The 11,963-nt window shown below is 30.9% G+C and carries 13 protein-coding genes, 2 rRNA genes and 1 pseudogene; 2 read left to right on the forward strand and 14 right to left on the reverse strand.

Annotated elements, in window-relative coordinates; translation table 11 throughout:
* From ABZA65_RS12165 to ABZA65_RS12190, 6 genes and pseudogenes are all read right to left on the reverse strand, one after another.
* Positions 1–159: pseudogene (locus ABZA65_RS12165) on the reverse strand (MBOAT family protein); the annotation flags it as partial.
* A complete protein-coding gene (rfbB, locus tag ABZA65_RS12170; RefSeq protein ID WP_373074035.1) occupies positions 149–1,165 on the reverse strand; it encodes a dTDP-glucose 4,6-dehydratase in 1,017 nt (338 codons plus the stop codon). The pseudogene ABZA65_RS12165 and the gene rfbB, both read right to left, overlap by 11 nt.
* Positions 1,165–2,031, reverse strand: coding sequence for a dTDP-4-dehydrorhamnose reductase (gene rfbD / locus ABZA65_RS12175; RefSeq protein ID WP_373074037.1), 867 nt, complete (start codon positions 2,029–2,031; stop codon positions 1,165–1,167). The genes rfbB and rfbD overlap by 1 nt, the downstream gene beginning before the upstream one ends.
* The gene (rfbC, locus tag ABZA65_RS12180; RefSeq protein ID WP_373074039.1) at positions 2,024–2,599 is read right to left on the reverse strand and encodes a dTDP-4-dehydrorhamnose 3,5-epimerase; all 576 of its coding nucleotides are present in this window, start codon (positions 2,597–2,599) and stop codon (positions 2,024–2,026) included. The genes rfbD and rfbC overlap by 8 nt, the downstream gene beginning before the upstream one ends.
* Positions 2,600–3,484 (reverse strand): glucose-1-phosphate thymidylyltransferase RfbA, encoded by an 885-nt coding sequence (gene rfbA, locus ABZA65_RS12185; protein ID WP_373074041.1) that lies wholly within the window; start codon positions 3,482–3,484, stop codon positions 2,600–2,602.
* 17 nt (positions 3,485–3,501) lie between these two features.
* Positions 3,502–4,623, reverse strand: a complete 1,122-nt coding sequence (locus ABZA65_RS12190) for a hypothetical protein (RefSeq protein WP_373074043.1) — start codon at positions 4,621–4,623, stop codon at positions 3,502–3,504.
* Between the two features lie 212 nt (positions 4,624–4,835).
* Between ABZA65_RS12190 and ABZA65_RS12195 the strand changes: the two genes are divergently transcribed.
* Complete coding sequence (locus ABZA65_RS12195) at positions 4,836–5,939, forward strand: glycosyl hydrolase (protein WP_373074045.1); 1,104 nt, start codon at positions 4,836–4,838, stop codon at positions 5,937–5,939.
* Here the strand turns inward: ABZA65_RS12195 and ABZA65_RS12200 are convergent.
* Positions 5,936–6,559 (reverse strand): YfaZ family outer membrane protein, encoded by a 624-nt coding sequence (locus ABZA65_RS12200; RefSeq protein ID WP_373074047.1) that lies wholly within the window; start codon positions 6,557–6,559, stop codon positions 5,936–5,938. The two genes, ABZA65_RS12195 and ABZA65_RS12200, sit on opposite strands and share 4 nt — an antisense overlap.
* Positions 6,560–6,736: 177 nt before the next feature.
* Between ABZA65_RS12200 and ABZA65_RS12205 the strand changes: the two genes are divergently transcribed.
* Positions 6,737–7,021, forward strand: coding sequence for a cytochrome c (locus ABZA65_RS12205; protein WP_373074049.1), 285 nt, complete (start codon positions 6,737–6,739; stop codon positions 7,019–7,021).
* A 41-nt stretch (positions 7,022–7,062) separates the two neighbouring features.
* Here ABZA65_RS12205 and ccoS read toward each other — a convergent pair whose 3' ends face one another.
* From ccoS to ABZA65_RS12240, 7 genes are all read right to left on the reverse strand, one after another.
* Positions 7,063–7,278, reverse strand: coding sequence for a cbb3-type cytochrome oxidase assembly protein CcoS (ccoS, locus tag ABZA65_RS12210; protein WP_373074051.1), 216 nt, complete (start codon positions 7,276–7,278; stop codon positions 7,063–7,065).
* A gap of 11 nt (positions 7,279–7,289) precedes the next feature.
* On the reverse strand, positions 7,290–9,680 hold the full coding sequence (locus tag ABZA65_RS12215) for a heavy metal translocating P-type ATPase (RefSeq protein ID WP_373074053.1): 2,391 nt from the start codon (positions 9,678–9,680) through the stop codon (positions 7,290–7,292).
* A complete protein-coding gene (locus ABZA65_RS12220; protein WP_373074055.1) occupies positions 9,673–10,155 on the reverse strand; it encodes an asparaginase domain-containing protein in 483 nt (160 codons plus the stop codon). Before ABZA65_RS12220 ends, ABZA65_RS12215 begins: the two co-directional genes overlap by 8 nt.
* Positions 10,149–10,661, reverse strand: a complete 513-nt coding sequence (gene gmhB, locus ABZA65_RS12225) for a D-glycero-beta-D-manno-heptose 1,7-bisphosphate 7-phosphatase (RefSeq protein WP_373074057.1) — start codon at positions 10,659–10,661, stop codon at positions 10,149–10,151. Before gmhB ends, ABZA65_RS12220 begins: the two co-directional genes overlap by 7 nt.
* A 3-nt stretch (positions 10,662–10,664) precedes the next feature.
* Entirely contained in the window at positions 10,665–11,252 is a 588-nt protein-coding gene (locus ABZA65_RS12230; protein WP_373074059.1) for an SIS domain-containing protein, read from the reverse strand.
* Between the two features lie 142 nt (positions 11,253–11,394).
* Positions 11,395–11,510, reverse strand: a 5S ribosomal RNA gene (rrf, locus tag ABZA65_RS12235).
* Between the two features lie 175 nt (positions 11,511–11,685).
* A 23S ribosomal RNA gene (locus tag ABZA65_RS12240) occupies positions 11,686–11,963 on the reverse strand; the annotation flags it as partial.

An 11,963-nucleotide genomic window follows, 5' to 3' on the forward strand; every position in this document is an offset into this window, starting at 1 on the left:
AGGTAAGTATGCTATATTCCACCAGCTATAAAAAAACAACGATGAAAAAACTAATAAACCCTTTGCCCCTACTACTAACCTTCTGTTTAATAAAAAGAAATATATAAAAAACGTTATAGGTAAAAATAAAAAGATAAACTCTTGTGAATTAAATAGCATATTTCTCCAAATACCAATCTATAGTTTTGATAATTCCTGTATCAAAATTTTCATCAGCTTTCCAGCCCAACTCATTTTCTAACTTTGTTGCATCTATCGCATAACGTCTATCATGTCCTGCACGATCCTCTACAAAAGTTATAAGTTCCTTATAACTCTCATTTTTTGGAACTCTCTCATCTAAAATAGAGCATATACGATCAACTATTTGAAGATTAGTTCTCTCATTGCGTCCACCGATGTTATATACATTTGCTTCTATACCTGTATGATAAACAATATCTATCCCTTTACAGTGATCAAGTACATATAACCAGTCACGTATGTTTTTACCATCACCATAAATTGGGATAGGTTCACTTGCAAGTGCTTTACGAATTATCGTAGGTATAAGTTTCTCATCATGTTGTTTTGGTCCATAGTTATTAGAACAATTTGTTATAACCGTATTTAACCCGTAAGTCTCTTGGTAACTTCTAACAACCATATCACTACTTGCTTTACTTGCAGAATATGGAGAATTTGGAGCATAAGGAGTTTCTTCTGTAAACAGATCATTTGGATCGTCACTAAGTGTTCCGTAAACTTCATCTGTTGAGATATGATGGAATCTGCAGTTGTTGTATTTTTCTTTGTAAGCAAATGGTTTATCCATCCAATATTTATATGCTACATCTATAAGTGTGAATGTACCATTAACGTTAGTTTCTATAAATACTCCAGGATTTTTTATAGAGTTATCGACATGACTTTCTGCTGCAAAGTGAATTACCCCTTGAATGTCGTATTCATTAAATATAAACTCAACTAATTCACGATTACAAATATCACCTTTTATAAATTTATATCTAGGATTTCCTTCACACTCTTTTAGGTTTTCTAAATTACCTGCATATGTTAAAAGGTCTAGATTAATAAGTTTATAATCTGGATATTTTTCTAAAAAATAAGGCACAAAGTTTGAACCTATAAAGCCTGCTGTTCCTGTTAATAAAATAGATTTCATTATTTTCTTTCTCCTAGTTTTCTTAAGCATTCATCAAGTGAGTCTTTCCAATATGGGATGGTTATATTAAATACTTTTTTTATTTTAGCTTTATTTAGTAAAGAATAGTGTGGTCTTGAAGCAGGAGTTGGATATTCCTTAGTCTCAATTGGGTTAACTATACAATCTAATTTGGCCATACGCATAATCTCTTTTGCAAAATCATACCAAGATAACACACCCTCATTTGAGTAGTTGTATATCTCTACATTTTCATTATCTATTTTTGGTTGTATCTCTAAAATAATCTTTGCCAAATCCCTTGCATATGTAGGAGTCCCAACTTGATCAAATATAACACCAAGTTCATCTCTCTCTTTACCTAAACGAAGCATTGTTTTTACAAAGTTAGCTCCGAAACTACTATATACCCAAGACGTTCTTATAATTATAGAGTTCTTTGGATTAATATGTAGCATAGCATTTTCACCATCTAATTTTGTTTTTCCATATACGCTATTTGGATTTACAGAATCTTCTTCAACATAAGGTTTATGATTTTTTCCATTAAACACATAATCAGTTGATACATGAATCATATTTACAGATTTTTCTTTTGCTATTTCTGATAAATATTTAACTGCTAAATGGTTTATATTATTTGCATTTTCTTGATCGTCTTCTGCCTTATCAACAGCTGTATAAGCAGCACAATTGATAATAACGTCTATATTATTAGAATTTATATACTCTTTGACTGCTTGTTCATTAGAGATATCAAGTTCTTCTCTATCTGTAAAAAAATAGTTATTTTCATATTCTGAAGACAGTTCTTTAATTTCAGAACCAAGTTGTCCATTAGCTCCAGTTACTAAAATATTATGCATAGTAATCTACACCATATTCAAAAATATCATTCGCTTCGTTCAGTTTAGGTTGTACTTTATCTTTAGCTGATAAATTAAGTTCACTATGTGGTATTTTCCAGTCTATATTGATATCTAAATCATCAAAAGCAATCCCTCTGTCATTTTCAGGTGAGTAGTAGTTGTCAACTTTGTAAGCGAATACTGTGTCATCTTCTAGCACGACAAAACCGTGAGCAAAACCACGTGGCACTAAAAGTTGTCTTTTGTTTTCACTTGTAAGTTCAACAGCTACATGTTTACCAAAAGTAGGACTACCTTTTCTTATATCAACTGCTACATCAAGAACACGTCCTTTAATTACACGAACAAGTTTTGTCTGTGCCGCAGGGGAGAGTTGATAATGAAGGCCTCTTAAAACTCCTTTAGAGCTTTTTGATTCGTTATCCTGACAAAAACTTATTTTATAACCTAAAAATTCTTCTAGCTTATCAGCACGAAAAGTTTCTACAAAATAACCCCTATCATCACCATGTACTTTAGGTTCAATTATAACTACATCTTCAATCTCTGTTCTTATAAAATTCATCTATTTAACACCCTGCGCAGCTCTAGCTATAAGATATTGTCCATATTGATTTTTCTTTAGAGGCTCTGCAAGTTCTAATAGTTTCTCTTTTGAAATATAACCCATTTCATACGCTATCTCTTCTATACATGCAACCTTTAAACTTTGTCTGTTCTCAATAGTTTGTATAAATTGACCAGCTTCCAGCAATGATTCATGAGTTCCAGTATCAAGCCAAGCATATCCACGGCCCATTAACTCAACCTTTAATCTTTTTTCATTCAAATAATCTTGATTAAGGGTTGTAATTTCTAACTCACCACGGTCTGATGGTTTAACATTTTTAGCTTTCTTAACAACATCACCAGGATAAAAGTACAGCCCAACAACAGCATAGTTACTTTTTGGTTCCTTTGGTTTTTCCTCTATAGATGTAACGTTCCCGTCTTTATCAAACTCAGCTACACCGTAACGTTCAGGATCTTTAACATAGTAACCAAATACAGTAGCACTATTTTGCTCTTTTGCATTCTTCACAGATTGCGCTAAAAGTTCAGTCAATCCATGTCCGTAAAAAATGTTATCGCCAAGAACTAAACATGCATCATCACCGTCTAAAAACTCTTCTCCTAAAATAAAAGCTTGTGCCAGTCCATCTGGGCTTGGTTGAACTACATATTCAAACTTCATACCAATATCTGAACCATCACCTAAAAGTTCTTCAAATCTCGGTAAGTCATGAGGAGTTGAAATAATTAAAACTTCTTTTATACCAGCAAGCATTAAGACAGAAAGTGGGTAATAGATCATAGGTTTATCATAGATTGGAACAAGCTGTTTAGATACACCTTTTGTTATAGGGTACAACCTTGTACCACTTCCTCCTGCTAATATTATACCTTTCATCTATATATACTCCTTATTTAATTTTTTTCATCTAATAGATAATTTGCAAATTTTTTATAAACTTCTTCATCTTTTTCTATCAAATAGTCATAATTAAGATATCTTAAAAACTTATCTACCAATTCAACATCTATTTCTAAATTATCCAAATTACCTATTAGTTTATTTAACTTATCTAAAGATTTAACAGGATGAGTTATTCCATTTATTGCATAAAATGCATTACCAAGAACAATAACCTTTTTGTGAAAAAGTAAAGATTCTATCCCTACAGTTGAGTTCACCGTTATTACAGCTATACTTTTTTCAATCAGTTCCTGTGTTGAATAACCGTTTTGAAATGACATGTTTGGAATATTTTTAACTCTTTTATGCAAATCAGGGTAGTTTATACCACTTGATGGATGTTCTTTTAATACAAAATTTTGATGTGAATTTTTTGCTGTATTTTCTATAACACTAAATAATTCTCTCATATTTTTAACCCATGGAGAATTTTTAATAATCTGCGTATCATAATCAACTTGAAAAGGTACAAAGATATATTCTGATGGTAATTCTGTAGCTTTATCACTATTAAACTTTTCAACATGTCTAGTAGCTCTAGGAACTAACTCTTTTGGAAGCTCTTTATCATTTTCATAACTTTCATAAAACTTTACATCTCTTGATAAACTGTTTTCAAAGTTTATTCCTGAAGGGTCTAAGACTAGTGTATTTGGAAGTAAGCCGTTTTCATAATAGTATACATGAATATTTTTAAGCTTTGCGATTTCTATAGCGATCAGCTGTCTGAACTTTCCACCGTTCCACAGTAACATTTTAGTATACCCTTCACTCAGTACTTTATAATATCGAAAATAAGTTATATATGCCAAAATACTAAAAAAACTATATATTAAAAATTTTGGAAATTTTAAACCACTTTTAGCAAAAAATTCTTTTGTTGCAAAATCACATGCTTTTTTGAAGCTAATATTTTTCAGATCAGACAAGCCTTTACATGATATGCTTAATATTTCTCTACTTGATATAACTTTAAAGCTATTTGGTGAAGTACTTTCGTTTACAATTCTTTTAAGGAAACCAACATGGCTCTTTCTAAAAGCAAATAAAAGTATAGTAGCACCTTTATGCATATATTGTTTCCTTTCCAGCAAAATTTGCAACATTTTATCTAAATAATGCTACAATTAACCTTATGAAACAACCATATATATGGGATAACTATTCCGATCAACCATACCCCCTAAAAAATAAAAGATACAAAAAGATTCTGAGAAGGCGAAATATACTGTCGTTTTTAAAAACTTTAGTCATATCGTTACCTGTATTATCTTTATCATTATTCATGATGCCTTTTATAAAACATAGAAAAATAGATACAAATTCTTTTTTCTGTTTAGGAGTCGATTATCAAAGAGAGCCAGATAAAACTATTGAGTATATAAAAGAACTTGATGTTCAACATATTTTAGTTAGATTAAAACTTTGGGAAATGTCTACTTTAAATGAACTAGAAAAGTTTTTATCCAATGTAAACGATAAAAAAATAACACTAAAAATAATGCAAGACAGAGAGAATGTGGAGGATCTAAATCTTTTTAGAAACAATTTAGATATTATATTTTCAACTCTAAAAGATCAAATAGATATTTACGAAATTGGGACAACTATAAACCGTGCAAAATGGGGATTTTTCAGTGTAGATGAATACAATAATTTTTATAAAGTTGCATATGATTTAAAAAAAGAAAAATATCCTGACTTAAAGTTAATAGGCAGTGGTGTGATAGATTTTGAATATCATTTTACTGCGCATACACTTTTTAATTTTTTTAAATATAAATATGACGGTGTATCTGCTCTGTTATATGTAGATAGACGCGGTGCACCTGAAAATACACAACTTGGTTTTTCAGCTTCAGATAAAATAGCACTTTTAGCAACAATGACTTGGCTGAGTCCAAAAACAAAACATGAACTTTATCTTACTGAGATAAACTGGCCGATCTCTAATACTGCTCCATATGCACCTACAAGTGAAAAAGAGTGTATAGATACAGATAGTTATGCGAACTTTATGCTTAGATATTATCTACTAGCTTTAGCATCACAACAAGTTGATGCTCTCTCTTGGCATCAACTAATAGCTCCCGGTTACGGACTTATTGACAATAGAGATGGTATAAAAAAATATCCGGCATATAATACATATAAAACTATGATAAACTATCTCAAAGAAGCACAATTTTTAAGACTTGATATTAAAAGAGATCATTATGTATTTCAATGTAAGGTTAAAGATAAATTACTGCAAATACACTGGTCTTTAAGTCCAACTACTTTAAAAAAAGAAGATTATTTTGAAGTTTATTCGCGTGATGGAGAAAAGATAGGTGATGATATAATAAATATAGATTCATCACCTGTCTATGTGTTCATTAATAATTAGAAAGAAAATTTAATTCCAAAGTATGTAGATTTGTTATACGTAATATCATTATTATAATGATAATATTTTGTGTCATATTCTGTTTCTATATTTCTATAACCTAAATATACAGATGCTTTTTCCATTAGTTCTAAGTACATTTCAAATCTATAATCTAAATAACCATCTGCATCTGAAAAACTTAATGAACTAGGCGCATAGTTAGCTGAAGCTTTTAATTTCAAAGGTGTCGGTATATCTAGTGGTAACTTATACATTATTTCTGCACCGATTGGTAAAGATAAATAATCATATTTCTTATCAAACTTATTAGATGTATACACAGCTTTAATACCAAGACCGACCGTCAAATCAGTATTTTCAATTTTTTGTTTAACCATAAAGTTAAAATCTATAAGTTCATCTATATTACTATTTCCAGCTATAGAATCATGTTCAGTATCAGCTTTTAAATAATTAAATCCAATAAAAGTTGTATTAGGCTCTATAGTCGTATTAAATTGTCCCATATCAAGCTTAACACCTGCTTCTAAATCATACTGATTTATATTTAATTCAGCAGTATGCATAGCGAAAACACTACTTATACTTACTGTTAGCAATGCTAATTTTTTTATCATTTTTTTCCTTCACACTATGTTTAACATAGTATCAAGCAAATTATATACCACTAACAAACTGAACACAAAATATAATTTTTTTAAATAATAAAATTGTGAAATTTTATATTTTATTAAATATTATTTAAGACACAAACCACTATAATAATTCCGATAATTTATATTTAAGGAAAATAAATGAAAAAAATTACTTCTGCTATCGTTACTTTAGGTGCTTGTACAGCTTTAATGGCTGGTGTTAATGCTGGTGCATGTAAAGGTTGTCATGGTCAAAACTGGGAGAAAGCTGCTCTTGGTAAATCTAAAATTGTTGCTGATATGAGCCATGCTGATATCGCTACTGCACTTAAAGGTTACAAAGATGGTTCTTATGGTGGTCCTATGAAAGGTCTTATGAAAGGTCAAGTTGCTAAATACTCTGACGCTGATTTAGACGCATTTGCACAAACTATAGGTAAGTAATTACTATCAATTCAACTATCTCTAACGGTAGTTGAATTAACTTATTCAGGTTTATATTTTTTCTTTAACTCTTCTCTTTTTTTCTCTATATTAATAGCATCATTTAAATCATCTTCATTATCAAATTTTGCACCATTTAAGAACTTTTCTTGATCATCAAACTGCCCATTTTTTATAGCCCATAAAAATGCAAACAAAGCAACTGCACCTAAAAAAATAGATGCACCAAGCATCATAGCTATTACCCAATTATCCATTTAAAAGCTCCTTATGACTTTTGCCATTTATATCTAATACGCATAGAATTTCCAACAACTAAAAGTGAACTGACACTCATAGAGATTGCTGCAACCAATGGTATAACATAACCAGCCATTGCTAGAGGAATTGTTATAGCATTATATACTAATGATATACCTAAGTTCTGTTTTATTAACCCAAAAGTTGTACGAGATATTTTAAATGCATCAGATAATGACTTTAATGAATCATTTAATAAAACTACATCACTTACATCAACAGCTATGTCACTTCCACTTCCCATCACAATTGATATATCTGCTTGAGCTAATGCTAAAATATCATTAACACCATCACCAACCATAACTATGGTTTTATTTTCTTCTTTTAACTTACTAATAAATTCCGACTTATCCTGTGGTGATTGTGAATAATAATACTCTTTTATTCCAACTTCATCTGCCACTCTCTTAGCAGTTTTGCCATTATCTCCTGTCAGCATAATACTATGTATACCTTTTTTAGCTAATGATTTAACTAATTTCTCAGCATCGTCTTTTACATTATCTTTTAGTTCATAAATTGCTACTATTTTTGAATCTATTACAAAATAGAATAAAGAATTATCACTTGAAAAGTCTACATCTATACTATTTTCATCTAATAGTTTTTTATTTCCACCAAGTATAGTTTTATTATTATATTTTGCAATAATTCCACAAGCTGGCACTTGTGTGTATTCATCAAAAATAATTTCATTATTACAATCTAAATATTTTAATATTCCTTTTGAAATTGGATGATTTGAATTTTTAACAAAAGAATAAAGTAAAGTTTTATCAAACTCTTCATATATATGTTCTTTTACTACTTCAGGTTTTCCAACTGTTAATGTCCCTGTTTTATCTAAAACTAGTGTATCTACCTTAGCCATAGTCTCAAGTTGAGCTGCTTCTTTAAATAAAATACCTTTTTTAGTTCCCAAGCTAAGTCCAACTAATGTTGCCACAGGAGTTGCTAGAGCTAAAGCACAAGGACATGCTATAACTATAACAGATATACCTACCATAAAAGATGTTTCAAAACTATGTGGCCACATCCACCATACTGCAAATGTAATAAATGCTAATACTAAAATTACACTTGAAAAGTATTCACTAAGTTTATTAGCTAACTGCTGAATTTTTGGCTTTTTGTTAATAGCACTCTCAAGAAGTGTTACTAAATTTGATAATGTAGAATGTTCAAAATCTTTTACAGTTCTAAAATACACATCTGCATCTATGCTGACAGTCCCACTTACAACATTATCACCTTTTTCTTTATATATAGGCTCACTTTCACCTGTTAAACTTGATTCATCAAAATTTCCACTTCCTTTAACTATTTCACCATCAAATAAAACACGTTCACCAGAACCTACAACGATAATATCACCTACATTTACATCATCTAATTTACATAAAACTATGGAATTATCTTTGAAAACTTTAACTTCATTAGGTATATCTTTTCCAATTATATCCAATGTGTCAGCAGCATTCTTCTTACTTAAAACTTCTAAAAATTTCCCAATTAAAACAAAAGTAATTATCATACTTACACTATCAAAATATGCTTCACCCTCTTCCATTAATGTAATGTAGATCGAATAAAGATATGTAAGTAATGCCCCTGTTGCAACAAGGAGATCCATATTCACAACTTTCGTCTTAAGTCCATAATAAGCACCTCTGAAAAACACCCATCCACTATAAAATAGTACAGGTGTAGCCAATACCCACTCTGCAATGTTTAGTATAGTTTTGACTTCTTGTGTAATACCTGTGAAATATCCTGCATATTGGGCCACTGCTATCCACATTATGTTCATAGAAGCAAAAATAGCTACTGACATTTTAAGATAATATGATTTTCTCTCTCTATTTGCATATGTTTCACCACTTGCACTGTCATATGCAAATGCGTTATAACCAATTGCTCGGATCATCTCTATAATTTGCGATAATTTTACTACATCATCAGCCCAGACTATTATTGCTTTATTGTTTGTAAAATTGATATTTGCTTCAATTACTCCATCCATTTTATGAAGTGCTTTTTCATTTAACCAGACACATGCTGAACAATGTATACCTTCTATTACAAGAGAAACTTTACAGAATCCATCTTCATCTTTTTTTACATATTGCTCATAAAAAGATGGCGAATCAAAACTAGAACTATCATCTAGCTGATGCATTGGCGGTGCTAATTTTGTAGAACCAGCTTTATCATAAAAGCTATCAAGTCCTTCTTCATTTAGAAGATGATATACTCCTTGACACCCATTACAACAAAATCTCAGATCACCCTCTTTAATCATAATATCATCATCAAATTCTAAATGACAATGGTTACAAGCTACTTTATTAGACAAGTTCAAATTTTCCTAATTCTCTATTTTTTTTTAGTTCATTCCATTTTTTAACAAAGCCATTCATACAGATATAAACGCCATGATCATTTTTTGAATTTAAAAAGCCCATAGCCATACCCAAGTTAAACGTAGCCTCAATGTTATCTATTTCAAAAGGCTTCATTGCTCCAGTTAAAACAATTGTTCTGTCATCAAATATTTCATCTAAAAAAAATGCCGTTTCATCCATTGTATCCGTTCCATGAACAATTAAAAACTTATCATCTTTTGATTCCATAATAATTGCTGCTAAAGTTTTTCTGTCATTTATATCCATATCTAGTGAATCTTTAAACATAACACCGGCCATATCATATTCAGATTCAACTGAGGATAATATTCTCTCAACAGCTAATGAATCGCAAGGAACTTCAAGCTCACCATTTAATGGATTGTATCTTTTATTAAAGGTACCGCCAGTATTTAGTATTAGCATACAAGCTCCTTTAGACTATCTATAATCATTGTTGCTTTTGATTTTTTGACACTTTTTGATTCATCAAATAAATATGTAGTCTTTAGTCCTGCATTTAAGGCTGCTTCTATATCTCTTTCTTTATCACCTATCATCACAGAGTTTTCCAAATCAATATCAAAATCTTTAGCTGCTTGTAATAGCATACCTGGTTTTGGCTTTCTGCACTCACAACTACCAGTTATGTCTGGATGATGTGGACAATGATATACATGTGTCACCTCTATTCCATGTTCATATAAAGCACCTAACATCCAAGAAGTTAAGTCTTCATATTCTTCTTCAGTATAGTATCCACGTCCTATTCCTGATTGATTAGTAACAATTATAATCAAATAACCATTATTAATAAAATATTGACATATATTAAAAATACCATCAATAAATTCAAAATCTTCTATTTTATAAAGATAATCTTTCTCAACATTAATAACACCATCACGATCTAAAAACAGTGCTTTATTCATAGTCTAGTTAACACCATCTCCAAATATCTCTTTTTCTATAATATCACAAATTATATGACCGATTAATATGTGTGATTCTTGTATACGTGGTGTTGAATCTGATGGAACTACTAAAGCAATATCAGCTTTCTTAGCCATCTCACCACCATCTTTTCCAACAAGTGCCACAGTTAAAATATTTTTCTTTTTTGCAACATCGAAAGCATTTAATATATTTACAGAATTTCCTGAAGTTGATATACCTATAAATATATCTCCACTCTGTCCCATTCCTTCTAATTGTCTAGAGAATACTTTATCATAACCGTAGTCATTTCCAATAGCAGTAAGGTTTGATGTATCTGTGGTTAATGCTAGAGATGGAATAGATGGTCTATCAAAACCATATCTTCCAACTAGTTCAGCAGCAATGTGTTGTGCATCTGCAGCACTTCCACCATTTCCTGCTAGTATTGTTTTTTTATCAGTTTTATAAAGATCCACACACTTTTGTGAGACTTCTACAATTTTATCTAATAATTCATCATTTTCATAAATTTTTTGTTTTGTTTGATATGATAACTTTATTTGTTCTTTAACATAATTTTTCATAAATATACCCGTTTAAAATATATAAAATAATAGCATAATTAACATTAGGAAAGATATATATTACATATAAATTAAAAAGAAGATTTAATAGAATAGAAATAAGTAAAAAAATTGATTAGATTGTTAAAAAAGAAACTGATCAACTAGGCGGCGACCTACATTCCCAATCCTGAAAGGACAAGTATTATCAGCGATGAGAGGCTTAGCTTCTGGGTTCGGAATGGGGCCAGGCGTTTCCCTCTCTCTGTTACCACCTAGACAATCAAGTGTAAATTCATCAGTATGAACTTACACTTGACTGTGTTAGTTTAGAGTGAAGATATAATTGTTTGTATGTTCTATGCCATTTCGAAGCATAGAATAAAAGTCAACATAAATAACTTAATAAGTTATCTTATTTAGTAATACACTAAACAAGGTAGTGAAGCATTTATAAAAAAAGACAAACGTACTATTAGTACTGGTCAGCTAAACACGTTACCGTGCGTACACACCCAGCCTATCAAGCTTGTAGTCTTCAAGCGTACTTCAGGGAACGTTCATCTTGGAGTTGGCTTCCCGCTTAGATGCTTTCAGCGGTTATCACATCCGTACGTAGCTACCCAGCTATGCCCTTGGCAGGACAACTGGTGCACCAGTGGTACGTTCAACCCGGTCCTCTCGTACTAGGGTCAAATCTCCTCAACGTTCCTACGCCCACGGAAGATAGGG

The sequence above is a fragment of the Sulfurimonas sp. genome, assembly GCF_041583195.1.
In the GTDB taxonomy this organism is placed as follows: domain Bacteria; phylum Campylobacterota; class Campylobacteria; order Campylobacterales; family Sulfurimonadaceae; genus Sulfurimonas.

Excerpts from the sequence above, each read along its gene's own strand:
- ABZA65_RS12230 (WP_373074059.1), bottom strand. The coding sequence starts at position 11,252 with ATGAAAAATTATGTTAAAGAACAAATAAAGTTATCATATCAAACAAAA.
- rfbA (WP_373074041.1), bottom strand. The coding sequence starts at position 3,484 with ATGAAAGGTATAATATTAGCAGGAGGAAGTGGTACAAGGTTGTACCCT.
- ABZA65_RS12195 (WP_373074045.1), top strand. The coding sequence starts at position 4,836 with ATGATGCCTTTTATAAAACATAGAAAAATAGATACAAATTCTTTTTTC.
- rfbD (WP_373074037.1), bottom strand. The coding sequence starts at position 2,031 with ATGCATAATATTTTAGTAACTGGAGCTAATGGACAACTTGGTTCTGAA.
- ABZA65_RS12220 (WP_373074055.1), bottom strand. The coding sequence starts at position 10,155 with ATGCTAATACTAAATACTGGCGGTACCTTTAATAAAAGATACAATCCA.
- ABZA65_RS12190 (WP_373074043.1), bottom strand. The coding sequence starts at position 4,623 with ATGCATAAAGGTGCTACTATACTTTTATTTGCTTTTAGAAAGAGCCAT.
- ccoS (WP_373074051.1), bottom strand. The coding sequence starts at position 7,278 with ATGGATAATTGGGTAATAGCTATGATGCTTGGTGCATCTATTTTTTTA.
- rfbC (WP_373074039.1), bottom strand. The coding sequence starts at position 2,599 with ATGAATTTTATAAGAACAGAGATTGAAGATGTAGTTATAATTGAACCT.
- rfbB (WP_373074035.1), bottom strand. The coding sequence starts at position 1,165 with ATGAAATCTATTTTATTAACAGGAACAGCAGGCTTTATAGGTTCAAAC.
- ABZA65_RS12200 (WP_373074047.1), bottom strand. The coding sequence starts at position 6,559 with ATGATAAAAAAATTAGCATTGCTAACAGTAAGTATAAGTAGTGTTTTC.
- gmhB (WP_373074057.1), bottom strand. The coding sequence starts at position 10,661 with ATGAATAAAGCACTGTTTTTAGATCGTGATGGTGTTATTAATGTTGAG.
- ABZA65_RS12205 (WP_373074049.1), top strand. The coding sequence starts at position 6,737 with ATGAAAAAAATTACTTCTGCTATCGTTACTTTAGGTGCTTGTACAGCT.